This window comes from Clostridium sp. CS1-1, assembly GCF_056135525.1.
Genome location: NZ_CM148680.1, coordinates 2,401,531 through 2,427,819, shown reverse-complemented (window position 1 = coordinate 2,427,819; position 26,289 = coordinate 2,401,531). Strand labels below are relative to the sequence as shown.

At 31.2% G+C, this 26,289-nt stretch carries 20 protein-coding genes; 18 read left to right on the top strand and 2 right to left on the bottom strand.

The features are described from left to right. Positions 1-731 precede the first annotated feature (731 nt). The 7 genes from AC0N0V_RS11405 (at position 732) to AC0N0V_RS11375 (ending at position 6,351) form a co-directional block, all read left to right on the top strand. Positions 732-2,345, top strand: coding sequence for an MBL fold metallo-hydrolase RNA specificity domain-containing protein (locus AC0N0V_RS11405; protein WP_474464241.1), 1,614 nt, complete (start codon positions 732-734; stop codon positions 2,343-2,345). 282 nt (positions 2,346-2,627) lie between these two features. After that, a complete protein-coding gene (locus AC0N0V_RS11400; RefSeq protein ID WP_474464240.1) occupies positions 2,628-3,185 on the top strand; it encodes a sigma-70 family RNA polymerase sigma factor in 558 nt (185 codons plus the stop codon). Positions 3,186-3,222: 37 nt separating this feature from the next. After that, complete coding sequence (locus AC0N0V_RS11395) at positions 3,223-3,378, top strand: YvrJ family protein (RefSeq protein WP_474464238.1); 156 nt, start codon at positions 3,223-3,225, stop codon at positions 3,376-3,378. Positions 3,379-3,643: 265 nt separating this feature from the next. Further along, complete coding sequence (locus AC0N0V_RS11390) at positions 3,644-3,868, top strand: DUF1659 domain-containing protein (RefSeq protein ID WP_474464236.1); 225 nt, start codon at positions 3,644-3,646, stop codon at positions 3,866-3,868. Positions 3,869-3,906: 38 nt separating this feature from the next. Further along, on the top strand, positions 3,907-4,146 hold the full coding sequence (locus AC0N0V_RS11385; protein ID WP_474464235.1) for a DUF2922 domain-containing protein: 240 nt from the start codon (positions 3,907-3,909) through the stop codon (positions 4,144-4,146). Between the two features lie 52 nt (positions 4,147-4,198). Further along, positions 4,199-4,879, top strand: coding sequence for a peptidoglycan recognition protein family protein (locus AC0N0V_RS11380; RefSeq protein WP_474464233.1), 681 nt, complete (start codon positions 4,199-4,201; stop codon positions 4,877-4,879). Between the two features lie 398 nt (positions 4,880-5,277). Then, positions 5,278-6,351: a metallophosphoesterase family protein gene (locus tag AC0N0V_RS11375; RefSeq protein WP_474464232.1), complete on the top strand. Its 1,074-nt coding sequence runs from the start codon at positions 5,278-5,280 to the stop codon at positions 6,349-6,351. 69 nt (positions 6,352-6,420) lie between these two features. Here the strand turns inward: AC0N0V_RS11375 and AC0N0V_RS11370 are convergent, their stop codons facing one another. Beyond that, entirely contained in the window at positions 6,421-6,630 is a 210-nt protein-coding gene (locus AC0N0V_RS11370) for a hypothetical protein (protein ID WP_474464230.1), read from the bottom strand. Between the two features lie 263 nt (positions 6,631-6,893). On the opposite strand from AC0N0V_RS11370, the gene AC0N0V_RS11365 reads away from it, so the two are divergent. The 7 genes from AC0N0V_RS11365 to AC0N0V_RS11335 all read left to right on the top strand — a co-directional run bounded on the left by AC0N0V_RS11365 (position 6,894) and on the right by AC0N0V_RS11335 (position 17,988). Next, the gene (locus AC0N0V_RS11365; protein ID WP_474464228.1) at positions 6,894-9,647 is read left to right on the top strand and encodes a DEAD/DEAH box helicase family protein; all 2,754 of its coding nucleotides are present in this window, start codon (positions 6,894-6,896) and stop codon (positions 9,645-9,647) included. 134 nt (positions 9,648-9,781) lie between these two features. After that, positions 9,782-10,165, top strand: a complete 384-nt coding sequence (locus AC0N0V_RS11360; protein WP_474464226.1) for a DUF6508 domain-containing protein — start codon at positions 9,782-9,784, stop codon at positions 10,163-10,165. A gap of 22 nt (positions 10,166-10,187) precedes the next feature. Continuing rightward, the gene (locus AC0N0V_RS11355) at positions 10,188-12,539 is read left to right on the top strand and encodes an McrB family protein (RefSeq protein WP_474464225.1); all 2,352 of its coding nucleotides are present in this window, start codon (positions 10,188-10,190) and stop codon (positions 12,537-12,539) included. Positions 12,540-12,541: 2 nt separating this feature from the next. Continuing rightward, on the top strand, positions 12,542-13,933 hold the full coding sequence (locus AC0N0V_RS11350; protein ID WP_474464224.1) for an McrC family protein: 1,392 nt from the start codon (positions 12,542-12,544) through the stop codon (positions 13,931-13,933). A gap of 1,576 nt (positions 13,934-15,509) precedes the next feature. Then, entirely contained in the window at positions 15,510-15,857 is a 348-nt protein-coding gene (locus tag AC0N0V_RS11345; RefSeq protein ID WP_474464223.1) for a hypothetical protein, read from the top strand. A gap of 588 nt (positions 15,858-16,445) precedes the next feature. Then, positions 16,446-17,180, top strand: coding sequence for a TrmB family transcriptional regulator (locus tag AC0N0V_RS11340; protein WP_474464222.1), 735 nt, complete (start codon positions 16,446-16,448; stop codon positions 17,178-17,180). A gap of 34 nt (positions 17,181-17,214) precedes the next feature. Next, a complete protein-coding gene (locus AC0N0V_RS11335) occupies positions 17,215-17,988 on the top strand; it encodes a PhzF family phenazine biosynthesis protein (protein ID WP_474464221.1) in 774 nt (257 codons plus the stop codon). A 168-nt stretch (positions 17,989-18,156) separates the two neighbouring features. Here AC0N0V_RS11335 and AC0N0V_RS11330 read toward each other — a convergent pair whose 3' ends face one another. After that, complete coding sequence (locus AC0N0V_RS11330) at positions 18,157-19,062, bottom strand: thermonuclease family protein (RefSeq protein WP_474464219.1); 906 nt, start codon at positions 19,060-19,062, stop codon at positions 18,157-18,159. Between the two features lie 855 nt (positions 19,063-19,917). Here AC0N0V_RS11330 and AC0N0V_RS11325 point away from each other — a divergent pair. The 4 genes from AC0N0V_RS11325 (at position 19,918) to AC0N0V_RS11310 (ending at position 26,278) form a co-directional block, all read left to right on the top strand. After that, on the top strand, positions 19,918-20,127 hold the full coding sequence (locus AC0N0V_RS11325) for a hypothetical protein (protein WP_474464218.1): 210 nt from the start codon (positions 19,918-19,920) through the stop codon (positions 20,125-20,127). Positions 20,128-20,386: 259 nt separating this feature from the next. Next, the gene (locus AC0N0V_RS11320) at positions 20,387-23,635 is read left to right on the top strand and encodes a helicase-related protein (protein ID WP_474464217.1); all 3,249 of its coding nucleotides are present in this window, start codon (positions 20,387-20,389) and stop codon (positions 23,633-23,635) included. 9 nt (positions 23,636-23,644) lie between these two features. Then, positions 23,645-24,403, top strand: a complete 759-nt coding sequence (locus AC0N0V_RS11315; protein WP_474464215.1) for a DUF4391 domain-containing protein — start codon at positions 23,645-23,647, stop codon at positions 24,401-24,403. Between the two features lie 15 nt (positions 24,404-24,418). Next, on the top strand, positions 24,419-26,278 hold the full coding sequence (locus AC0N0V_RS11310) for a site-specific DNA-methyltransferase (RefSeq protein WP_474464213.1): 1,860 nt from the start codon (positions 24,419-24,421) through the stop codon (positions 26,276-26,278). Positions 26,279-26,289 lie beyond the last annotated feature (11 nt).

Here is a 26,289-nt window from a genome sequence, read left to right as displayed (position 1 = left end):
TGGTGAGTATTAGTTTTTCGTCTTATCAACGGTAATGTGAAGAATATATGTTTTTGAAAAATGTAGGAATTTTCTATATTTTCCCATATTAAATTTTATCTTTTATACCTAATAGGTGGCTTAAAACAAAAAAGTGAGAAATTAATGTATTTTAGTTGTTTTATATAATTTATTAGTGTCAATCCGAGGACAAAATTTGATTTTGCTACCGGATATTTTTTTAAAAGGCAGTGATTAAGAGAAAATATTTCAATGTCAGCTAAAACTCAAATAATTAGTGAACTAGTGCAATGCAGAAAGATGTCAAGGAATGAGGGTAGTATCAAGGTTTTAGTAATAGACTGATGAATAAAGAGAATCCTCTAAAATGAAAAGAGGAATATGAGGATTATTACAAAAATATTAGGAAATTGTAAGAAGAAATATTTTGTCAATTAATATAATCACAGAGGATATAAAATGACTATAAGGCATATCTACAATCTAAATAACAGGCAAGGTGAAGATATTCATTATAAGTTTAACTTGAATTTTCTGTAGTTAATGGATGCTAAGATATATAAGGTTTCATTATATGATAAAATTTCCACATTCCTAAGTGATTTTTGAGCTAATAAAAATATAGAAGAAGGGAAAAGGCCTTTACTAAAAACTTGGTAGTTTGAGAAAGATGCTTTCATTTAATATCCTTTTACAGCATATATTTTACAGATATATTAAGTCATTTCATAATGAGTAGAAAGGGGTGTTATTTGGTGGCCAAGCTTATCTTCTATGATGGAGCTAATTGTATTGGTGGTAACAAAATACTGATTGAGGCCGATGAAACTTCAGTTTTTTTAGATTTCGGTACAAACTATGGCTATGAAGGCATATATTTTGATGAATTTCTTAAACCAAGAGCAGTAACAGGTCTATGTGATTTACTTGAATTAGGATTATTACCGCCACTTGAAGGAATATATAGAAATGATTTAGATATTCCAGGACGAGCAATATGGAATAGAATAAAGCAAAATCAACTTCAACTTCATCGTAAATTAAATGTTCAAGGAGTTTTGTTATCTCACGCTCATTTAGATCATAGTGGTTATATCTCATATTTAAGTGAAGATATTCCAATATATACAAGCCTTATTACAGCAGCTTTAGCCAAAGCAATACAGGATTCATCATCTAGCACTTTACAACATGAAGTATGTTACACAACACCCAGAGAGATTAGTAACAATCTACTAGAAGCAACAAATAGAAAAGTACCACAAAAGCAAAGGAAGTTTATTTGTATCGATAATATTAATATATCTTCAGAAATGTCAGGTTTCTGGAGCAAAAATGTTTCCAGTAGAGACATAACATCCTCTCCATTAAAAATAACAAATAGTTCCGAAGTAAAATGTGGTAATCTAATTATTAAAAGATGGTCTGTTGACCACTCAATACCTGGAGCCAGTGCTTTTGGAATAAAAACTTCATCAGGGTGGATAATTTACACAGGTGATTTACGATTCCATGGTGGAAATTCTGAGGATAGCATTAGATTTATGCAAGAGGCTGCCAGTTTAAATCCATTAGCATTGATATGTGAAGGAACACATACTGATATGGAAGAACCTGTTACTGAAGATACAGTTTATTTAAATGTACGTGAAGCTGTTAAGGATGCAGACGGACTAGTCATTGCTGATTTTGGCCCAAGGAATATTGAAAGATTGATATCATTCTTAAAAGTTGCAAAAGAGTTTAACAGGCAATTAGCTATTACGGCAAAGGATGCATATATTCTAGAGAGTCTGTACAATGCAGGGTGTTCAGATGTTCCGAATCCTATTGAGTGTGAGAACATAGCTTTATATTTAAAAGATAAAGGTAAGGAAAACAAGTGGGAAAAGGAATTAGTACAAAGATATTTAACAAGCTGTAAGGAACGTGTGATTGACGCAAGAAAAGTAAGCAAAAATCAGAAGGATTATATACTATGCTTTTCATACTACGATATTAATCAACTATTTGATATTCAACCTAGCTCTGGAATATATATATATTCATCCTGTGAAGCATTTAATGAGGAAATGCATATAGATTTGGGTAAGTTATCAAATTGGATTAAGCATTTTAACTTGAAATTTATAGGTTATCCCGGTGATAGAGATGGAGCTGGAAGACAGCCTGGTTTCCATTCGAGTGGTCACATTAATGGATCAGGCTTAATAAAGCTTATCAATACAATTAATCCTAAATTATTATTTCCAGTTCATACTGAGAATTCTGATTTCTTCAAAAATAGTTTCAATAAAAGTATTAAAGTAACTTTACCTTCAAAGGGATCTAAGATTACAATATAGCTATAAATAATAAAGTTAAAGGTAGCAACTTGGCTACCTTTAACTTTGTACAATAAACTATTACATATAAAAAATACAGTAAATAATATAATAAAAGTGTCAACAATTTTATTATTGTTGATATAATGGTATGTACATAATCTGAGCTAAATTTAGTTCAAAATCTTCTTAATAAAATCTATCAATTGTGAAACGATAATATATAACTATTGATAGAAAATAAATAGTTATTTTCCATTATGTCAACAATAATAAAAACACCGCCTTATTAAATGTATAGTAATGGTAACAACTAATAAGGTGGTGTTTATCATAGAAGAACTTGTTAAAAGAGCTAAAGATGGTGACATATCAGCAATCAAAGAAATCCTTGAAAAATTTAAGTATTTCATAATTAAACAAGCATCCAAATATCAAGTACCTTCCTATGACTTTGACGATTTAGTTCAGCATGGCTATCTTTCAGTAATAAAGTCAGTAAAACTCTATAACCTTGAAAAGAAGTCCTTTACTACATACTGTACAAATGCAGTCACAAACAACTTTAATGCACTTTTAAAAGGTCAGATAAAGCACTATAGAGAAGTTCAAGATGATACCATAATTTATTTACAGGAATATGATTTTACTTTAGAAGATGAAGTTATTGCATATGACGAAACACAAAAACTTAGGAAGGCTATAGACAAGCTCCAAGATGTAGAAAAAAATATGATTATAGCTGTATATATTCATGGAAAAACATTAAAAGAAGCGGCTGCTTACTATAATGTTAACTATAGAAAATCTATAGAAATTAAAAAAGAAGCATTAAGTAAGCTGAGAGAATACTTAGAATAGCATATATATTTTTATAACGGTAGGGGAGGGTGATATTATGTATGACCAACTAGTTAGTTTAATTAGTTCCGTTGGATTCCCTATAGCAGTTAGCATATATCTACTCACAAAGTTTAGTAGTAAGATTGATGAATTAGTCAAGTCTATACTAGAGCTTAGAGAGGATATAGCAGACTTTATAAAGCGAAACTAGGATAAGATGGGGTTTTTAAACTCCATCTTATTCTTAGTTGATTAACTCCAAGAGACTATCACCAATTATACATGGCAGAAAAGTTTTTAGTTAATAGCATTTAAGAAAATAGAAAACCTAATTTATAAAAGTTAAACATTTAGTACAGGTTGGCTAATCGGATAAAAACCAAAAAAGGGGATAGGATTATATCTTATCTTCTTTTTTGCACTAATTTTTGAAAAAGCATATATATAGTTAAAAGGTAGAGAAAGGAGAGGATATTATGGCAGCAGTTTTAACTAAGCTTTCTTCTGATCTTGTTATTGTAGCACAGACAGGGGTAGATGGAAGTGGTAAGGAAATACTTAAAAAATCAACATTAGGTAAACTATCATCTACAGCAGTAAATCAAGATATATTCGATGTAGTAGAAGGAATAGGAAATATAATGAATTATCCATTAAGTGAAATTCAAAAGCTTGACCACAGCGTAATTACTAGCGTTTAGTTACTGTAGATAAAAAATAAAGAGAGGAGGAATTTTAAATGGCACATAGACTTACAATGAGATTTACAACTAAGGTAGATGGCAAATATTTTACGTTAGCTGTAGATAATGTAAAGGAAGATATAGATGGACAACCTGATGTTTCTGATGCTGAGGTTAATACTCTTATGGATCTTATAATTCAAAAGAAAGTATTTGAAACAAACAATGGAATGTTAGTTGCTAAAAAAGATGCTAAAGTTGTTAGTACAATATCGCAAGAGTTTGATATTAACTAGTCTTAATAGCCCTGCAAATTATGCAGGGCTATTATAATTTGGAGGTTTTATTTTGAATATAATAAATTCTAATTTAAGCTTTAGAGATGGACTATCTTATGGTAATAATCCAAAGATGATAATATTGCATCACGCGGATGCTATAGTATGCAGTATAGAAGATGTACATAAGTGGCATTTAGATAGAGGATGGTCCGGGTGCGGTTATCATTATTTCGTAAGAAAGGACGGAAGAATATATATAGGAAGGACAGAGAAGGCTTTAGGAGCACATTGTTTAAATTATAATGCAGTATCTGTAGGTATATGCGCAGAGGGAAACTTTAATACAGAAACCATGTCAGAAATTCAGTATAACTCACTATTAGAGTTAACTCGTTTTATTTACAGTAAATATAATATTAGTAGAATATGTGGTCATGGAGAGCTGAATAGCACAGACTGTCCTGGAATGGAGTTTACACTGGAGAGAATAAAAAAGGAGATAGAACAAGGTATAGTAATTATAGGCTATCCTGGGTATTTAATTAAGATGGATCCAAATTTGAGAGATGAAAACGTAAGGCTTATTCAAAGCAAGCTTATGAATAAAGGGTATAGTGTAGGCAGCTGCGGAGCAGATGGATATTTTGGAGTAGATACTTTAGAAGCGGTAAAGAAATTTCAGAGTGATAATGGCCTTAGTCCTGATGGAGTTGTTGGGAAAAAGACATGGAATGAATTGATGCGGTAGTAAAACTCCTTATAAACTATTTTTATTGTAGTTTATAAGGAGTTTTATTTTATATATGTTTAAAAAATTATTCAATCAAGTATAATACATAAAGAATAAAAGTATTTAGGATAATAGAGAAATTTTAAAATTACAGATGCAACTATTTTATATTACTATTATACTGAAAACTCGAATATATATAGTTGAAAAAGATTTGCTTATAGTATCATTTGACAAATCAATCCGGTCCTTTATAGATTATTCTGATTTTGTTGATCTTTATAATTTAAAAGCTCAATTGGATGGAATAATTGGACCAGTAATATTAACTGAAATTAAGGTGTATTGGGGATAGGTTAAAGACCACGTATAAATATTTATAATAAGAAAATAAAAATAAGATATAAGGGGGCAAAATGAAAAATAATAGCTTTATTCATATATCAGATTTACATTTCTCTAAATATGAAGGTTCAAAGAGTACAAAGGAAGAAATCAGCCATTTCAATATAAAAAAGAAGATCTTTGATTATATTGGTACTGTTATTGAAAAAAGGGATATTGGTGCAGTTATTATATCTGGTGATTTGGAACTAGATTCGGCTGATGATATTATTCCATACTTTAAGGAATGGTTAAGTAAGGGAAGTAAAATTTTCATTGCTTTTGGTGAACATGATACAAGAGAAAAAAGGAAGGAACTAATGCTAGGTACTTCAATGTTAGATAATATATATTTTTTTCAAGAACCTAATATTATAAAAGATGAAGAACTGGATTTTGTCGTTTACGGTATGAGTTGTGAATCAAAGCAGACTGGATTTAAGAGCAAATTTAACTCACTAAATAATTTGGAACTAGAAGCGCCTTCAATTTTTTTGACTCACCCATGTGATTTATCAAAAGAAAAAATGATTGACTTGGGATGTCAATATTTTGCAGTGGGCCATATCCATCATCATAAAATAGAAAAAATATCAGAGAATGTTTATATGGGCAGGGCAGGTCATATTTACTCAATTTGGGATGGTAATGGAAAAGCATATCCTGTTGGAGCTATACTCGGAGAATTTAGGGGTAATAAGATATACCTTGACTGGATAGAGTTTCCTATGCCTCAAACTATTAGGCTTTATATAGACCCATTTAAGGCAGAAGGAGATAAATTATTATTATGTATCGAAAACTGTTCTGAAGCAAACAGTAAAAAAGTATCAGAACTATGTGAAAGTATATGGGTTGATGAAGGTAGTAGAGGAGTGTTTAAAGGATATATCTCTATTAAGGAGCTATCAATAGAAAAAGTTGTAAGACACATATTAGGTGTTTTTATAGACGATATATTTGTTACACCTAGTGATTCTATCAATATGAAAAGAAAGTATGGTTATAATAGGATGAGTTTTACTTCTAGAACTTTGCTAAGTAATAGCAATATATTTAATGAGTATCTTGAGAGAATTGTTAAGGCAACTGATAAAACTTCGTAATGATCTAAGATATAAATGTATTATAACATGAACATGAAAATGTAGCTATAGACCAGCTTTAACTCTTCGTTACCTCAGAATAAAAGCTATTCTATAGGCAGTAAATATAATGGGATGCTCCGCCCCAAACCCAGGAAGTATTCCTTTGTGGTCTTTATAATAGTCTCCCTTTGGTCGAAAGGAAGCTTTGTATAAGCTATTATTTTTCTCTTCACTCGCTGCAGCTCTGCAAGCTTTAGGTATTCCTTTAGGGTCGAGAGCTGCACTCTTTCTGTTCAAAACAATAGCTTGCACAAAGCTAATAATCCGCATAGCGTAATAGGCCGAGCAGTTAGTAGGATACTAGCTGTTTTTTCTTGTGGCATAAACAAAAATTCCCTTAATACCTAGTAGATTCAAGCACTAATAGGCCATCATTATTGATTATTTTATAATAAAGTTCTATAATTTTATACAGTATAGTAAATTAGTGGCATAATCACACTAGGTTAACAATTAAGTATCATTAAAATATGTAAGCAAAAAATTAAGGGGATATTGAAATGATTGATAAAGAAAAAGGATTCTCAGGTATAGTGGAGATTTCAAAAAGTAACAGCAGTAGAGAGCCATATAAACATCAAAATGAAGCTATAAAAGCTTTGAATAAAGTAAATAAAGTGCCTATCTATAAAGGATTATTAGTAATTCCTACTGGTGGAGGAAAGACTTTTACATCTATTTATTGGATTATTAATCAAATGATTAATAAAGGAAAAAAAGTATTGTGGCTTGCCCATAGACATGAACTCTTAAACCAAACTATTGATACTGCAATATATAAGGCAAGCTTTAAAGATATTGTTCCAGATAGAAGATCATTTAGATATAGAATTATTTCTGGAATGCATGACAGGCCTGTTAACATAAGTGTTGACGATGATTTTATTGTTGCATCAAAGGATAGTTTAAACAGGGGAATCGAGTATTTAGAAAAATGGATTCAAGCTAACAGAAATAATATTTGCGTAGTAATTGATGAAGCGCATCATGGTATAGCTAAAACATACAGAAACATTATAAATATGGTGGAGAAGCATTGTGATGAATATCTTAGAATAATTGGACTTACTGCTACACCAACAAGGACATCTGAAAGTGAAAAAGGACTTTTAAAGAAAATATTTAAGGATGATATTTGCTATAGTGTTGACTTAAATACACTTATTGCGGAAGGAATACTCTCAAAACCAGTATTTACTACAATAGAAACTCATGTTGGGGTTAAAAAAGAGCTCACATCAAAGGAGTTAGAATATATAAAAAGAGCGGGGCAGCTTCCAGAAAAAATAGCTAAAGAAATTGTATCAAGCAGAGAAAGAAACAATTTAATTGTTGAAGAATATTTAAAGAATAAGGAAAAGTACGGTAAAACATTGGTATTTGCAATTAACGTAGATCATGCTATAGCATTAAACGCGTTATTCAGAGAAAGAGAAATTAATAGCCAATTTGTGGTCTCTTCATTAAAGGATAAAGTTACTATGGTAACTATATCAAACGAAGAAAATGCACGCAGGATAAAAGAATTTAGAGAAGGTAAAATAGATGTATTAATTAATGTAAATATACTTACAGAAGGAACAGATATTCCAAATGTTCAAACGGTGTTTTTAACTAGACAGACAACCTCTTCCATTCTATTGAATCAAATGATTGGCAGAGGTCTTAGGGGTATAAATGCAGGTGGAACAGAAAAGGCCTATATAGTTAGTTTTATTGATGAATGGAAGTATAGAATTAATTGGGTTAGTCCGAAGAGTTTGCCGGAGTACGGTGAATTTATCGATAACACTGTTAACAGAAAAAAGAGAGAACAAGAGCTTATAGATATAAGATTAATTGAAGATTTTGCAAAATATATGGACAAAACTGTTACTTCAAAGAATAAGGAAAATACAAAATATGAAAAGTTCGAAGTTTTAGGTGCATACGTATTTACAATAGATGATGAAACATATGATGTTGAAAGAACCTGTGAAGTAATTATTTTTGAGCACTTAAAAATGGCGTATAAAGACTTCATAGATGAATTAGACTATATATTTAAAAAGTTTAATATTCCATATGACTTGGAAGAGGAAAAGCTATATGAATTATTGCTGCCATACGTAAAGGAAGAATTCTTTTCAGGATATGACCTGAGTTTTGGATATAATGAAGATGATATTAAAGATATTTTGCTTTATTTTCAAATAACAGACACAAAACCTGATTTTACACATATAGAAGTGACAAAGCCTCTTTACGTAGATAAAGGAGAAATTCAAAAGCCTATAATAAAAAGAGATGAATTTGACTTTGAAAAAATGTCTATGAGCCAAATTAGGGAAATTGATAAATCACATTGGAGAAAGCTTAGGGATGAGGTTTTTAACAAATATAAGGATTCAGATGGCTACTATTTAAGTGCAACTGGAGAGTATAGAAGTAAAAGCAAAAGGTATTTTCAAATAGATCATGTTATCCCAATATCAAAAGGTGGAAAAACTAACATTGAAAACCTGCAGCTATTAGCTAGATGGGAAAACCTAATAAAGTCAGATAGGCTTCCAGATGATTTCATTGATTTGCTAGAGGAAAGATTAAGGTATGCATTCCTTGAAGTTAACGACAGGGAAAAGAGTAAGAAGCTTATTGAGGATATATTAAAGCAAGATCAGAATAATATCACTGCCTTAAATGTAATTGGTTCAATAAAAAATCTGGAAGGCAAGTATACAGCTGCTTTAATCTATGCAAATAAGGTATTAAAAATTGATGAACTAAATGCTTATGCCTTAGGAACTAAGGGAATTGCATATATGCAAAAGGAAAATTACAAAGAGGCCGTAAGATGCCTGGAGAATTCCATTAAAAATTATGAGGATGGATTCTTAGTTAAACTGCTAGGAGACTGCTATAAAAAAATAAATAAAAAAGACATAGCTTTATATTACTATAACAAAGCATTAGAAGGACAGGAAGAACTTTATCACCTTAATGAAGAGGACTTGGCCGATATTTGCTGGAACGTTGCATCCATATATTATTCTAAAAGAAAATATGAGCTTTCAAAGAATTTCTATGAAAAATACTTGGAGCTATATCCCAATGATGATAATGCAATAAATTGGATTGGCGTATGCTGTGACAGACTAGGAAATTTAGAGCTTGCTATTACATATTTTAAAGAGGCAAACAAAATAAATCCTAAAGAAGATCTTTATAAAAGCAATATTAAATATGTAGAGGATAAATTAGAGAAGGTAAATTGAGAGCTGTGAAAGTACAAACACTATACAAAATTCTATTATTTTAATAGCTTTCAATAATTGTGTTGTGATCCCTGACAATACTGAAGTTGAAGAATGGGCCGAAAATTTAATTTTAAATAATTAGGAGTATGATTATGTTTACTGAAGAACAAATAAAAAAGTATATAGATTACTTTAGCAACGAAGAAATAAAGTTCTGTAGATGGATATACCCAGAAAAACAAGAAGATGGGATAACCGTAATGGGATACCCTGATTACGACGAAGGATTAATAAGGTTCTTAGATGATTTCTATAAATCAAACTTAACTGATAGTCAATATTTAGATAACGTTCAAAAGTATAGTGCAGAAGTTTCATCACTAGCAGAACTTATTGAAACAGCAGATATTGATTTGTTAAAATCTATTTTAACTTATTATGTAAGACAGGAAAGATTCTGCGAGGGAACCTGGGAGGAAGCAATCGAGAAAAAGATATTCTTAAAAATACTATTAAAGATAAAAACGTTGTTATAGTGGAGAATAATGGAGGAAAGTCATGGATGATAAAAACTTTATTCAAAAGGTTTTAGATTACTTAAGGAGTTTAGAGGGTAGCGTTGAATACAAAACCCCTGGTTACACAGGATTTAAGATCAATTCAAAATTGTATGCTGAGGTTCATATAGCTAAGGATTATATAAGGATTCATGTAAATGAGAAATTTATTAATGACCATGATATTAGAAATCTAAATGTAAAGGTAGTGCCTGACAGCTTTGGGTGGAGTTTAAATACACAGGTAAAGATAGATGAAAACAGCAATTTAGAGGATTATTTTAATATTATCAGACGATGCTATGAGGGAACGAAAAGAGAACATGAAGAAAAACTTAGAGATGCAATAAACAAGGCCATAGAAAATAACAGTGAATATGTTAAGGCTTACATTGAAATGGAGGAATATGCTTTTGAGAAGTTAATTGACAAGTGGAAGGAATTTATCAAGTTCGATATAAGCAATAACAGCCTAGATGAGTTAAAGTCTGATGTAGAATCTCTAGATAGATTTAGTTCAGGAGATATTTTAAACAAGTATAAAAATGAGGAGGAAAAGTATAACTTTCTGACTCTTTTATATGAAGTTGTAGCTTATGTAGATAAAAATGCGTACAACAAGAATGTTTATAACCAATACGAGGACAAGAGAACGCTAGCTTTAACATTTGTAAGGCAAAATGATTGGGTTAAGAACCTGATAAATTATAAGAAGTATAATGACTTAGGCAAGGTTACTGAGGTTGCAAGAAATGTTATCATTTATATTCTGAGTCCAGCCGACAAATTAACTGGCTATAAAAATTTTAAATTGATTCAATTTATACATCTGTTAAATCCAAATATCAAAGTAGAAAACTATTATGAAAAGCTGTGCGAAACCATTTATAAGGAATTAAAAAAATTTGATATCAAGGTAAAAAATGAAGAAAATAGAGGAGTGGTATATGCACACATAATGTTTTCCAGAGAATTAGCAAAGCTGTGGAATATAGAAAATAATTACTTTAAGATTCAACCTTATGCTGTCAGTGGCTTATCAAGGGAAGAAGTTGATAGTTATTTACAAAATAATATTTTAGTGCTAAAGGATAAAAGCATCAGTTCCGATGAAGTCAGCAAGAATATTTTCTATGTAGCCGATGGAAGTAAAATATTGTTTCTAGGGGCACTAACAGGTGAGGTCACTGAGGAGAATGGATTATATCACAGAAAATTTATCAAGCTAAGAGAGACTGATAAATCTACGAATGAATTGCCTAATGATCAAAATTGGGGCAATAGAAACAGCAGCAAGCAGGTTATACGTGTAAAGGAAGAGAATAAGGAAAGTTTTGAAAGCAGTGTACTAAATAATATATTCGGAATTGATATAGACGAACTCCTTAATGAAATGATAAATATTAAGCTTCCAGTAATTGAACCTGGCGATGGTGATGAAGAAGTAGAGGCAGAGGTTATAGATGGAGATAAGTTTGAAAAAGTAATAGAAACTTCCTTAAATATGATTCTTTATGGCCCTCCTGGAACGGGGAAAACATATAATACAGTAAATTATGCTGTAAGCATTGTGGAAAAGAAGGAAGTTGAGGAAATAATAAATGAATCCAAGTTAGGTAGGCAGGCCGTATTCAACAGATATAAAACCTATCTTTCAGATAAAAGAATTGTATTTACAACCTTTCATCAAAATTACAGCTATGAAGATTTTATACAGGGAATCAGGACAAATACAAATAACAGAGATCAATTATCCTTTGTAAAGCAGGATGGTATTTTTAAAGATTTAGTAGAGAGGGCAAAGAACGATCTTGGAAACTATTATGTCATGGTAATAGATGAAATAAACAGGGGTAATATTTCTCGTATTTTTGGGGAACTCATCACCTTGATTGAGGACGATAAAAGACTGGGCGAACTTAATGAGACAGCAGTTACTCTGCCATCAAAAGAAACCTTTGTTGTACCACCTAATCTCTTTATTTTAGGGACAATGAATACGGCAGATAGATCCATAGCTAATATAGACATAGCTTTGAGAAGAAGGTTTGACTTCATTCCTATGTATACAGATTACAGCTTAATTCCGGAGTTTGAGCATATTTTAAAACCAATAAACAGGACTATTTATGAGAAGAAAAGAAGCGGAGACTATCTTATCGGCCATGCGTTTTTCATAAATAAAACTATGGACGATTTAAAGAATATTATAAATAAAAAAATTATTCCTTTATTAAATGAATATTTCTATTTGAATAGCGGCGATGTGATAGATATTCTAAGCAGGGGTGGAATTAAGGTAAGGGAGAACCCGGATACTTTTCAGCTTGAGTATGATGGAATTGAGGAATAGCTATGAAACTGAGGGAGTTTGGCAAATTTAAAAAGCTTGAACTGGAAGATGCAAGTGATTTTAGAGCTTACTTGAATGAAAGCTGGAAGAAAAGATATAATCTTTATGATGATAGAGCCTTATATAATGAAAAAATCCCTTATGGTGAGCAGCAATTTTTAACCTTTGATGGGAATCTGGTAAAGGCAAGAAACTATGTAGGATTTATTAGCTACGAAAACGAAACCATAACAATTTATCCAAAGATATTTGATGAGAAGGTTAAGGATGAGGATATAGATGGTTTTCTAATGGCAAATCTTTTATACTGGCTTAAAAGAAGCTCTAGAATAAGGTTTCCCATTGCTAATACCAATTTGGATTTTAATAATAGGGACAGTTTTATTGAAATACTTATTTATATCTTCAGTAAGTTAACTTTGGATGGTGTTTATAATAATCCTTTCAATAATTATGAAGAAGTAGAAGAGGAATTAACCTATTTAAAGGGAAGGCTTAACATCCCTGAATATATGAAAAATAATATTTCAACTGGAAGATGGAATTACTTCAGCACCATTCATGAACCGTTTATTTATAACAATAAGGTTAATAAAATAATCAAATATGTATCAAAGATGCTTTTAAGTATAACAAAAAATAATGAAAGCAGCGAAAATCTTAAGAGGATATTATTTATACTGGATGAGGTTGATGATGTTCACTGCGGAGAAAATGAGTGCGATGGAATAAGCATAAATAGGTTTAATAAGGAATATGAAACAATTTTAGCTTTATGCGATATGTTCCTGAAGAATACATCGATATCAGAAAGTAGAAATGATAATAAGTTAGATTTTTGTTTCTTGATACCAATGGAGCTGTTGTATGAGGACTTTATATTTAACTTTATTAAGGAAACATATAATAAAGACTTTAAAGAAATAACAAAACAAAAGAGTAACCTTTTCTTGGCAGATACTTATGTGAACAATATAGCGGAGGGCAGGGCCTTTAATTTGAGGCAGGATATATACTTGAAACATAATAATGGCAATGTTTTGATTTTGGACACTAAATATAAGTTGTTAAATGATAATAGGTATGATAAATACGGAATAAGCCAGGGTGATATGTATCAGATGTGCAGCTATGCTTTAAAGGGGGGCTATAAGAATTTAGTCCTAGTCTATCCTAAAACCTTCGAGCTTAATGATGATATAAGTTTTATTGTTAATAGTGGCTTCGGAGATACCAGTATAAAAATTGATATTTTACAGGCTAATTTACTTCTAGATTATGAGTGTTTTGGGAATGGGAAAAACTTTAAACTTCAGTGTTCAATGAATGATGAGAATTTAATGAAGGAATTAGATGTACTGACTAATATTCTGAGAGAACAAGGTTTAAAGTGAAGCTATAGAACAGCTTTAACTCTTCGTTACCTCAGAATAAAAGCTATTCTATAGGCACTAAATATAATGGGCTGCTCCGCCCCAAACCCAGGAAGCATAGCTTCGAAGTCTTTATAATAGTCTCCCTTTGGTCGAAAGGAAGCTTTGAACAAGCTGTTATTTTTCTCTCCACTCGCTGCAGCTCTGCAAGCTTTAGGGATTCCTTTAGGGTCCAGAAGCTGTACTCCTTACGTTCAAAACAATAGCTTGTTCAAAGCTAATAATCCGCACAGCGTAATAGGTCAAAAGGCTCTATTAAGTTATAGAAATTAAACGTAACTTATTGGGCATTCAATTTCCTAGAAGGCTTTTAAGGGGAGCCATTTGACCTATAGTACCAAATAGGAAACTTTAAACAAGCTTATATTTGCTTTTATCTTAGGTATTCCTATAGAGAGCAAAAATAAGCTTGTTCAAAGTAGAAAGAAAACTGGGATATTGAGTTTTTCGTTTTAATAGTGATAGTGTAATGGATATATAGTTTAATTAGTACATATTTTAACTGGGCTTTTGTAATTAAGTAATACAGTGTAAGTTATATATATACCTCCACTAATATATTTATAAAGTTAAAGATACTTTTGTTAGTTATAGTATTTGGTCGTAAGGTGAGCGTAGTATCGTATATGGTATTACCATATATAGTGAAGATTCAATTAATACAGATTTTATATACTTAGGAACTTTAACTGCCACCCAAAAAAGAACAAGCTCCTGTCTAGTAGTTCTAAGCTTGCATAAGTCTCTCCCTTAATTCCGAGCCTTCTACAAACTAAGAACTTCACGACCTTAGCTAGTACTTTATTTGGGCGCCCGGCAGAGTGCGTGAGGGTGGACTTGCTTCCTGTAAAACCTTATATGGACAGGCATTAAAAAGACGTGTCCATATAAGGTTTTACAGCAAGACAGGTCCACCCTTTTGTTGTAGTCCTCTGGGGTCCTTTTAGGGTATTCCCTTAGGGTCTTTCGCTTGTCTACTTCGCTAAACAAGGAGGATTTAACGAAAGAACAAGCTACAGCAGGCCTATGGGGAAATTCTTTAGGGTCAGCAGCTTGTACCTTCGTCAAATCGGTTGTTTAGCAAAATAGACAAGCGTTCAGGGGAGGGCTCTAGGGTCTTTACTTGGGCATTCCTTTGGGGTCTAATAACGCAGTAGGTTTTTATGGAATTGGTAGTTTCAGTTCACGCATACCGCAGGGGTGGACGTGCTTCTAACACCTAACTTCAAGTACAAGCAATAAAAAGACTTGTCCTTATAGTCGGCGTTACAAGGCAAGTCCACCCCTGCTGGGTTAATCTAATGAGGAAAATTTAAAAATAGATATCAAAATAATATTCTAATAAGTAAAAATAGAAAAACTGTTGGAAAAGCAGGTTCTGGAAAACGTGATAAGTTATTCAATATTTTGTATAAAGTTTTAAAATATAATAAACTTCTTAATAATTAAGATGGCTGTAAGTTTCTTTTATAAAGTTAATGATTATAGAGGGATTTTGTAAGTAAGTGAAGAATATGTTTGACTAAGAGGTGATTTAGTGAATTTTAAGGAAATAGAAGAGATTGTATATTCTATTCTTAGTGATACAAAGATCCGATATGGTGAAAAGTCTCCATTAGATGATATAAATAGGTGGATGTTTGGAGCGATGTATGTATATTATGGTAAGTATTACATATTAGTTTGTTTCACACAGTTTAGAAATAGTAAAGCTATAAGAGATTTAACTATAAATGTATATGAAAATGACAATTGTTTAGCTGAGACAGTTTTTGGAGTTGAATCTGAATATCCTCCAGGATATGAACATTTGATAACAGTAAAATGTAATAGGAGAAATTTAAAGAAGGCTTTACAATGGGTTAAAGAAAATTCAGCAAGTTAATATTTTGGCTTTCAATAGGGAACCTCCTTTCAATATGAAATTCATCATGTCGGAAATGGTGATAACGCATATGGAGTAAAATGTTTCATTAATTGTAAGTCTAGGGTATTTGAGTAATAGTAAAATTATATTCATTAATCATAGATCTATGATATTTAAACAATATTCATATTTGATAACTTAACTGTAAAAACTGAATAATATACTGGAATACTGTATTATTTAAGTGTTAATTCATGATTAGAAGGGAATAGTACAACTACCCATTAGTCCAATAATGGGTAGTTGATATAGCAAATATAAGCATAAATATTTCTACAATCAATATACTAGCAGTCTGTGTTGACTTCTGACACAGGCTTTCTATTTATGTTCTAATAAATGTATGATAAATTTATTAAGTTAGTACGGAGTTGTATATTTATGCGTCATAATCATAATAATTAGCCAATTAATAAATTAGCTAATTATTATATTGATTTAAAATATTTTATGTTTACAAATGCGTAAATTTATTTTATACTCAACATAGTAACTACCGTAGTAGTTACTATGTTGAGTATAAATCTTTAAAGGAGATAATATTTAATGGATGAATTACTAAAAGAAATGCAGAAAATAGGTTTTACAATTTATGAAGCAAAAATATATATAGCTTTGCTGCAACAAAATCCAGCTACAGGTTACGAGATTAGTAAACTTTCAGGAGTACCACAAGCTAAAGTTTATGAGAATATTTTACGGTTAAATAACTCTGGAGCAATACTTACTATTGCTGGTGAGCCAGCTAAATATGTTCCATTACCTCCAGAGGAATTATTAAAAAATGCAGAGAATAAATTTGAAAAATCCATAAATACATTACGAGAAAGTTTGCCGTCCTTAAGCACACAACAAAATATAGATTATGCTTGGAATATTAAAGGATATGATTTAATTATACAAAAGGCTAGTCAAATAATTAATGAGGCTAAAGAAAATATAATGGTTTCACTTTGGGATGAGGAAGCATTAGTACTTTATAATAACCTTATTAAGGCTATTAATAGAGGTGTTTCCACGAGTGTAATGATTTATGGAAAGAACAAAATAGAGGGAATAGATGACATACATTATCATGGAGGAGAGGAAACTCTTATGAAGCAAGTAGGAGAAAGATGGCTAACTCTAGTTGCAGATAGAAAAGAAGTTCTTACAGGACAAGTTACACCCAAAAACGATGGAGTTTCTGTGTGGACATTAAACCCAAGCATTGTATTTACAAGTTCACGTTATATAGAACATGAAATATATATTTCTAAGAGTTTAGGTGAACGTAAGTAGTTATTTATTTACAAAAATAAAGGAGGAGATTAAAATGAGACAATATGTAGTTGATGCTTTTACAGACAAGGTATTTGGAGGGAATCCTGCGGCAGTATGTGTTATGGATAAGTGGCTTTCTGATGAGATTATGATGAAGATAACAAGAGAAAATAATCTTTCAGAAACAGCTTTTGCGGTGAAAGAAGGAGCAGATTATAAATTAAGATGGTTTACTCCTGGTGGTGAGATTGACTTATGTGGGCATGCCACACTTGCAACTGCGTATGTTATAACTAAGTTTGTTGAACCTGAAATAACAGAGGTTCGCTTCCAAACACTCAGTGGCTTATTAGTAGTTGTAAAAAAAGGAGAACTTATTGAAATGGATTTTCCGTCTTATAAGTTGAAAAAAGTAGATGTGACAGAGGCAATGGTAGAAGCCATTGGAATAAGACCATTAGAAGCATATATGGGGAGGGATTTACTCTGCGTTCTTGAATCCGAAGAAGAAGTTAGAATGTTAAATCCAAATCTAGAGAAAATAAATGCACTTGATGGGTTACTTCTACATGTTACAGCTAGAGGAAAAGAATTTGATTGCGCATCCAGGTCCTTTGCACCAAAATGTAACGTACCAGAAGACCCAGTATGTGGTTCAGGACACTGTCATATTATTCCCTTTTGGGCTAACAGGTTAGAAAAGAATAATTTAGTTGCTTATCAGGCCTCTCCAAGAGGCGGCACATTATATTGTGAGTACCAAGGAGAAAGAGTAAAACTAAGTGGTAAAGCAGCATTATATTCTGTTGCAGATATTAACTTTTAGTTTATTTAGTATAATTCTTATATAGTCTACTAATCATAAATCTATAATATTGAATATTAGTAAATTAACATATATAAGGTACAAATAACTTGTCTATAATTTGAATATCCCACATAAAAATAACTTTCACATATACAAAACCCCGGAGAAATCCGGGGTTAACTAAAATTACTTTTTAGATTTTCTATATCCAGCAGCTTGTGCCTCTTCCTCAGTATTAAACCACTGTTCAGGAACTGTCTTGTCATAAAACTGTCCTCCGGGAACATGATAGATTTTTTCACCACTAGAACTGATATTACCTTTTATCAATCTGTGTCCTGTTGAAGAGGAAGAAGAGCCGCTTGAAGTAGAACTACTTGAACCTGATGTTGTACTACTGGATGATGAATTTCCCGATTGACTACTACTCGCAGAGGTATCTCCTTTTGTAGTTCCATTATGATTTATAGCCCATAGTCCTTTATTTGCATTTCTAGCTTCTGAGTTATATTTAGTAAAGTATTCTTGATATTTAACATCTGGTGGATATGTGGATACTTCAGCATAACCATTTTGAACTAATATAGCATTATACATCTTTGACCTTATTTCAGAGTCGTTTATTTCATTAGGTATGCTTAGCCATACATATCTAAGTAGCCTTCCATATTTATCAGTTTCAGAAACATCTTTTTCAAGATATACTGTTTTACCTGTTAGCTGACTTTTAGTATAGTTACTTGCCTCTTTTCCATAAGGTTCTGTTCTTGTAGTTGATTCTGGTGTATTTACCCCTATCAATCTTACTTTGCTTCCGTCTGAAAGCTCTACAGTATCTCCATCTACTACTCTAGATACTGTAACTTCCTTTAAATTAAGTTTTGCTAAAGCATTTGATTTTCCTTCCTGGGATGATTTGTTTTTAGCATCTTCATTACTATTAATTGTATTCTTTGGTGTTTCAGATGAAGTGGTGTTTTGTTTGATTACACCGTTATTAGCATTTTCACTTGAACATCCAACACCAAATAATAGAAGCGCTACTATAGTTGAAGCTGCTATATTCTTGGTAGTTTTTTTCTTGAAACTCATTATATTACCTCCGTTACTTTGAATTATATGAAAGTAATAGGATTGCTTTATATCTTGATATTTTTATTATAATACTATAGAAAAATCAATCCTACACTTTTCAGAGATTACATTATATTTTTAATTAGATACCTATAAGAATACTAAGAGTGAGCTAGAAGCAAGTAGTTTCTTACTAATCGGTAATTCAGTCTTATGCATAACTATAGATGAAAATGTTAAGTAGACTTTGGAGAAGAGTATTTTCTAACTAATATATATGCATTAATATTTACTTGTGTAGTGGGGAGTTGTATGTGACTCTAAAGTAAGCCGGCCTTGTGCTTGCCTTGACAAAGGTGGGGGGCGTTTACTAAAAGTTTTGAACTTGGTATATGGTTTATGCGTGGAAGGACCCTAGAGGAATGCCCGGAGCAACCCTCAAACAGGCACTTTTTATAAGTTTACTGCGGAAGCACTTTATCCGCAGTAGGCTTGCTGCTTTTTATAATTTGATGCGCAATTACCACAAGCCTACGAGGACTAAAAAAGTGCTGGACTTGGAGCTTGAGAGAAAGGTGCCTTATAAGCAGAGGTCAATAAGAATAGTAACTAATTATAGGATTTATATAGTTATAGATTATAATATTTTAAAATATATGATAGAAATATATTAGACAATGTTGAGAGGATTACTGATAGTGACTGTATGGTATGGTAATAAGAGTTCCAACATAAATAGAAGAGGTTTCCGCTGTGGTAGTGCTACGGAGTAAAAACCTCTTCTATCTATGTCGGCTTTTCTATATCAAAGGCTTATATGACTAATTTTATGTGAGGATGTTTTATTAGGTTCGCTTTGAACTAGCTATTGTTTTGAAAGTAAGGAGTGCAGCTCCTGACCCTAAAGGAATCCTTAGAGCTTGCAGAGCTGCAGCGAGTGGAGAGAAAAAGAATGGCTTGTCCAAGGCTTCCTTTCGACCAACGGGAGACTATTATAAAGACCACAGAGATGGGCTTCCTGGGTTTGGGGCGGAGCATCCCATTATATTTAATGCCTATGGATTAGCTTTTATTCTGAGGTAACGAAGAGTTAAAGCTAGTCTATAGCTTCTTTTTTCATATACATAACTTTTAACACTTGAGTATAAAATTATAAATTTCGTACCAAATTAAGCAATAGGAGTCAAACTATTGATGTTAATGAATATAAATACTTATATGTTTCAGTATGGAATATTATAACATAGCTGGGAATAATGTAAAATATATGGTAAACAAGTGTTATATGTAACGTAAATTTAGAGAGAGTTTATTTACTAAAATATATGGGGATGGTTTAATTATGGAATTCAAGATGTTAGATAACAAAAAGCACGGTAAAGTCGGAGATGAGTTGAGAGAAAATATAAAAAAAGGTTCAAGGCTATCTGTTATTTCAGCTTATTTTACTATTTATGCCTATAAAGAGCTACGCAAGGAGCTTAGCAAGATAGATGAAATGAGATTTATTTTTACTGAGCCTACATTTATAAAAAAACAAAAAGAGTTAACTAGAGAGTATTATATAGAGAAAAATACTGAAAAGAAACTTGCAGGAAATGAATTTGAAATTAAGCTTAGAAATGAACTAAATCAAGCCAGCATAGCAAAAGAATGTGCAGAGTGGTTAAAAGGTAAAGTTAAAATAAAGTCTTTAAAAATACCTAACCCAGCTCAGCAAAGACTTGTTTATATTGAGAGCAAGGAACAAGATGTTTCTATAAATGGTACAGTAGATTTTACTACAGATGGTCTTGGATTTTCTACTTCGAGCAGGATGGATATGAATACCTGTATATATGGAAGAGAAGCTACCCAGCAATTTCTTCAAATGTTTAATGATATATGGGACAACCGCTCTATAGTAGAAGATGTAAAAGATGAAGTGCTAAAGCAAATGCAAGTTATTTATAAAGAAAATACTCCAGAGTTTATATATTTCGTCACACTTTATAATATATTTAAAGATTATCTCGATGAGCTTATTGAAGATAATATGGTTAAAACCAAAACCGGCATTAAGGAATCTAACATTTGGAAGAAGCTATACAAATTCCAAAAGGATGGGGTTATGGGTGCCATACATAAATTAGACAAATATAAAGGATGTATTATTGCTGATTCTGTAGGTCTTGGAAAGACATTTTCTGCCTTAGCCATCATAAAATATTATGAATTAAGAAATGATAGAGTGTTGGTATTGGCACCAAAAAAGCTTCGTGAAAATTGGACTATCTATACTAAAAATGATAAAAGAAATATTTTTCTAGAGGATAGATTAAACTATGATGTCTTAAATCACACGGATCTTAGTAGATATTCTGGAAAATCTGAGGATATTAATCTAGCTACAATAAACTGGAGTAATTACGATTTAATTGTAATCGACGAATCTCACAATTTTAGAAACAACAACCCCCGAAAAGATAAGGTAACAAGATATTCTAGATTGCTTAATGAAGTAATAAAGCCAGGAGTAGAAACAAAAGTACTTATGCTTTCTGCTACTCCAGTAAACAACAGAATGAATGATTTGAAAAATCAAATAGCTTTCATTACAGAAGGTAATGATAAAGCTTTTGAGACAGAGGGAATTATAAGTATAGAGCATACCTTAAGAAAAGCACAGCTTGTATTTAATAAGTGGTGTGACCTACCTGATGATGAAAGAACTGTAGATACCTTTATAGAAATGATGAATTTAGATTATTTCAAACTTTTGGATACAGTTACTATTGCTAGGTCTAGGAAACATATTGAAAAATACTACAATGTTGAGGAGATAGGTAAGTTTCCGGAGAGAAAAAAGCCTATAAATATTTATGAAGATATTGATATAAATAGAGAATTTCCTCCTTTAGAGAAGGTCAATAAGATGATTAAAAATCTTAACCTATCAGCATATTCTCCTTTGAAATATGTCTTATCAGAGAAAAGAGAAGAATATAGCAAGAAATATGATATACAAGTTGAAAATGGTAATGTATTTAAGCAAGTAGACCGTGAACAAAGTTTAGTTAACTTAATGAGAGTTAATATCTTAAAGAGGATGGAAAGTTCTATATATTCTTTTGGTATGACTGTTTCAAAGCTTTTAAAAGAAATAGATAAGCTTCTAGATAAGATAGAAAAGAAAGGATTGAATTATGATCCAGAGTTATCTATTGCAGATATGGATTTTGAAGATGAACAAATAGAAGATTTATTAATCGGCAATAAGGTAAAGGTACTTCTTCAAGATATGGATTTAATTAAATGGCAGCAGCACTTGGAAGAAGATAAAGAAAAGCTTGAACTATTACTTATTGAGTCAGCTAAAGTAACTAATAATCGTGATGCAAAGTTAAATAAATTAAAATACTTAATTGTAGATAAAATTTCTCACCCAATAAATAATGGAAATAAAAAAATTATTGTATTTACAGCCTTTGCAGATACAGCAAACTATTTATATGAAAATATTGCAACCTGGGTAAAGAATAAATTTAATATACATGCTGCAATTGTTACTGGTTCAGGTTCAAATAAGACTACAATGAAAAATATTGCAGCGAAAGATCTTAATGAAGTACTTACAAACTTTTCACCAAAATCAAAAGAAAGGGATAATGCTTATCCTAATATAAAAGAGGAAATAGATATTTTGATAGCTACTGATTGTATATCTGAAGGCCAGAATCTACAGGATTGTGATTATTTAATTAATTACGATATACACTGGAATCCAGTTCGTATAATACAGAGGTTTGGACGTATAGACCGTTTGGGTTCACAGAACAATGTTATTCAACTTGTGAATTTTTGGCCCAATATGGAACTTGATGAATATATAAATCTTCAAGCTAGAGTTACTGGTAGGATGGTACTTTTAGATGTATCCGCTACAGGAGAAGAAAATGTAATACTGGTAGATGAGAAGAAAACCATGAATGACTTGGAGTATAGAAAAAAACAGCTAAAACAGCTTCAAGAGGAAGTTATTGATATAGAAGAACTATCCGGTGGAATTTCAATTACAGATTTAACTATGAATGATTTTAAGATGGATCTTATGGAATACATGAAAAATAATAGAGAAAGACTAGATACTGCTCCTATGGGAATGTATGCCGTATCAAAAATAGATGAAAATTCTTTAAAGGAATATATAAAACCAGGAGTTATATTTACCTTAAAGCAAATAAATAAATTTGCAAAATCAGAAGAGAATAATCCATTATATCCATACTATATCGTTTATGTATATGAGGATGGTTCTGTTAAATTCAGTTACATTCATACTAAGAAAGTATTGGACTTTCATAAAAAACTTTGCTTAGGTAAAGACCGACCAATGAATGAGTTGATTAAGGTTTTCGATGAAGAAACTAACGACGGCAAAAACATGAGTAAATATACAGAGCTTTTAGAGGCTGCTGTCAATAATATTATTGGTAAAAAGGAAGAAAAAGGAGTTGCTTCTTTGTTTAGTAAAGGGGGAACTACTTTTCAGAAGAGTTTATTTAGTGGTATAGAAGATTTTGAATTAATCTCCTTCCTCATAATAAAGTAGGTGGTTATAGTGATAGATAAATTTTTAGAAAAACTAAATATACCTGATAGTTGTGAGGTAAATAAAACTATATTTAAAAAGTTATTTTATGAAAATAGTTCTATGAATAAACAGGATAAGGATATGTTTGCCAGCCACATAAATAAAATAACTTGGCTCTATTCTTTAAAAGAGGACACTATTAATATCCAAAGCTATAAAGATAATGAAAATGAATATGAAGAAATAGCTTTTGTACAAGTAGAACTTAATAGTGAACTTAAATTTAAAAGGATAGCTGAAATAATTCAAAGAACTATACCTTATCCAGTAATATTAGTATTTACCTATAAAAATAAAATCCTTTTAAATACAGCACTTAAAAAGATAAATAAAGCAGATGAAAGTAAAAATACAGTGGGAGAATTTATTTTTACTAACTGGGTAGATTTTTTGAATTTATCTGAAAGAGAAACACAATTCTTAAATATTTTAGATATCAAAGGATTTTCTTTTGATAATTTTTATAAATTCTATCTAGACTTTGTAGATAGAATAAACATATTTAACGCATCAAAATATCAAGATGATTATGAAAGCCTTATGCATAAAGATGCAGATGAAGTAAATAAAATATCCAATAAAATTGAGGAATTAGAAAAGCAGATATTGGATTTAAAAAATAAGATTAAAAGAGAAGTTCATTTCAATAGAAAAGTTGAAATGAATATAAATATAAGGAAATTAGAGATAAAAAAACAAAATTTAATTAATGAACTTAGGGGATAAATGGGGGAAGTCATAATGGATAAGTTAGTAGAAAAAATGGATGGAAAAAGTATGGATATCTTATCAGAGAATATTTCGAAGGTAAAAGAATTATTTCCAGAAGTTTTCTGTGAAGATAAAATAGATTTTGAAAAACTGAAAGAAGTTTTAGGGGATTATGTAGATGATAAAGAGGAAAAATACAGTTTTACTTGGCATGGAAAATCTAAAGCTATAAGATTATCACAAACGCCATCAACAGGAACTTTAAGGTCTTGCAAGGATGAAAGTAAAAATTGGAATACCACTGAAAATTTATATATAGAAGGGGACAATCTAGAAGTATTAAAGCTACTTCAAAAAAACTATCATGGAAAGATAAAAATGATATACATTGACCCACCCTATAATACTGGTAATGACTTTGTCTATCCAGATGATTACAAGGATAATTTACAAAATTATTTAGAGATAACAGGGCAAGTTGATGAAGAAGGAAAGAAGTTAGGAACTAATTCAGAAGCAGGGGGAAGATATCATACTAATTGGCTTAATATGATGTACCCAAGGTTGAGGCTGGCTAGGAACTTACTAACGGATGACGGGGTAATATTTATAAGTATTGATGATAATGAAGTTCATAATTTAAGGGTGATTTGTGATGAGGTTTTTGTTGAAGACAATTTTGGTGCAAATATAATTTGGGAGAAGGTTCATACAAGAAAAAATTCAGCTAAATATTTTTCGGAATCACATGAATATATTTTATGCTACTGTAAATCCAAACAATTATGGAGCAGGAATCTGATTCCGCGTGATAATGTAGATGCATATAGTAATCCAGATAACGATCCTAAAGGACTTTGGAAAAGTGATCCTATATATGCCAATAATCCTTATGATGCTAATTATGAGATTAAAAAGCCTAATGGAGTAATATTAAAAAGGCCTCAAGGTAAGTATTGGAGATACAGTGAAGAAACTATTAATAAAGCAATAGATGAGAATAGAATATTATGGGGAGCAGGTAATTCATATCCAACTTTAAAAAGATACTTGTGTGAAGTGCAGGATGGTCTTGTTCCAGTTACTTTGTTTAAAAGAGATTTTGCAGGAGATAACGGATTAGGAAATAATGAATTAAAAGCTACTATGGGTGCAGATAAAGTTTTTCCCTACCCTAAACCTACATTATTGATTACTAGATTAATGCAAATAGCAACACAGAAAGATGATATTATTCTAGATTTTTTTTCTGGATCATCAACTACAGCTCATTCAGTAATGCATCTCAATGAAAAAGATGGATCAAATAGAAAATTTATTATGGTACAGTTTCCAGAACCAACAGATGAAAAATCAGAAGCCTATAGAGCAGGTTATAAAAATATATGTGAAATAGGAAAAGAACGTATTAGAAGAGCAGGGGATAAAATACTTGAAGAAAATAAAAATAGAGAAGGTATAGAAAAACTAGATGTAGGCTTTAAAGTATTTAAACTAGATTCTTCAAATATTAAGAAGTGGAATCCACACTATAATGATATTGAGATAACCCTTGATGATATGGTAGACAACTTTGTACCTAATAGAAAAGAAGAAGATATATTATATGAAGTAATGCTTAAATTTGGTATAGATTTAACTTATCCTATAGAAGAACATCATATAAGTGGAAAGAATGTATATAGCATTGGTTTTGGGGCACTATTTGCATGCTTTGATAATGATATTACGCTAGAAGTAGCGGAAGGGATAATTAAACTTAAAGAAGAACTAAATCCTGAAATAACAAGAGTTGTGTTTAAAGATAATGGATTTAAGGATAGCTGCACAAAGAAAAATATCGAGCTAACATTAAAAAGAAATAATATTAAAGACGTAATGAGTATATAGCTGGGGGCTGG

Coding starts and splice junctions, on each gene's coding strand:
- AC0N0V_RS11360 (WP_474464226.1), top strand. CDS start 9,782: ATGTTTACTGAAGAACAAATAAAAAAGTATATAGATTACTTTAGCAAC.
- AC0N0V_RS11400 (WP_474464240.1), top strand. CDS start 2,628: ATGGTAACAACTAATAAGGTGGTGTTTATCATAGAAGAACTTGTTAAA.
- AC0N0V_RS11365 (WP_474464228.1), top strand. CDS start 6,894: ATGATTGATAAAGAAAAAGGATTCTCAGGTATAGTGGAGATTTCAAAA.
- AC0N0V_RS11385 (WP_474464235.1), top strand. CDS start 3,907: ATGGCACATAGACTTACAATGAGATTTACAACTAAGGTAGATGGCAAA.
- AC0N0V_RS11375 (WP_474464232.1), top strand. CDS start 5,278: ATGAAAAATAATAGCTTTATTCATATATCAGATTTACATTTCTCTAAA.
- AC0N0V_RS11340 (WP_474464222.1), top strand. CDS start 16,446: ATGGATGAATTACTAAAAGAAATGCAGAAAATAGGTTTTACAATTTAT.
- AC0N0V_RS11335 (WP_474464221.1), top strand. CDS start 17,215: ATGAGACAATATGTAGTTGATGCTTTTACAGACAAGGTATTTGGAGGG.
- AC0N0V_RS11330 (WP_474464219.1), bottom strand. CDS start 19,062: ATGAGTTTCAAGAAAAAAACTACCAAGAATATAGCAGCTTCAACTATA.
- AC0N0V_RS11390 (WP_474464236.1), top strand. CDS start 3,644: ATGGCAGCAGTTTTAACTAAGCTTTCTTCTGATCTTGTTATTGTAGCA.
- AC0N0V_RS11310 (WP_474464213.1), top strand. CDS start 24,419: ATGGATAAGTTAGTAGAAAAAATGGATGGAAAAAGTATGGATATCTTA.
- AC0N0V_RS11395 (WP_474464238.1), top strand. CDS start 3,223: ATGTATGACCAACTAGTTAGTTTAATTAGTTCCGTTGGATTCCCTATA.
- AC0N0V_RS11320 (WP_474464217.1), top strand. CDS start 20,387: ATGGAATTCAAGATGTTAGATAACAAAAAGCACGGTAAAGTCGGAGAT.
- AC0N0V_RS11350 (WP_474464224.1), top strand. CDS start 12,542: ATGAAACTGAGGGAGTTTGGCAAATTTAAAAAGCTTGAACTGGAAGAT.
- AC0N0V_RS11355 (WP_474464225.1), top strand. CDS start 10,188: ATGGATGATAAAAACTTTATTCAAAAGGTTTTAGATTACTTAAGGAGT.
- AC0N0V_RS11405 (WP_474464241.1), top strand. CDS start 732: ATGAGTAGAAAGGGGTGTTATTTGGTGGCCAAGCTTATCTTCTATGAT.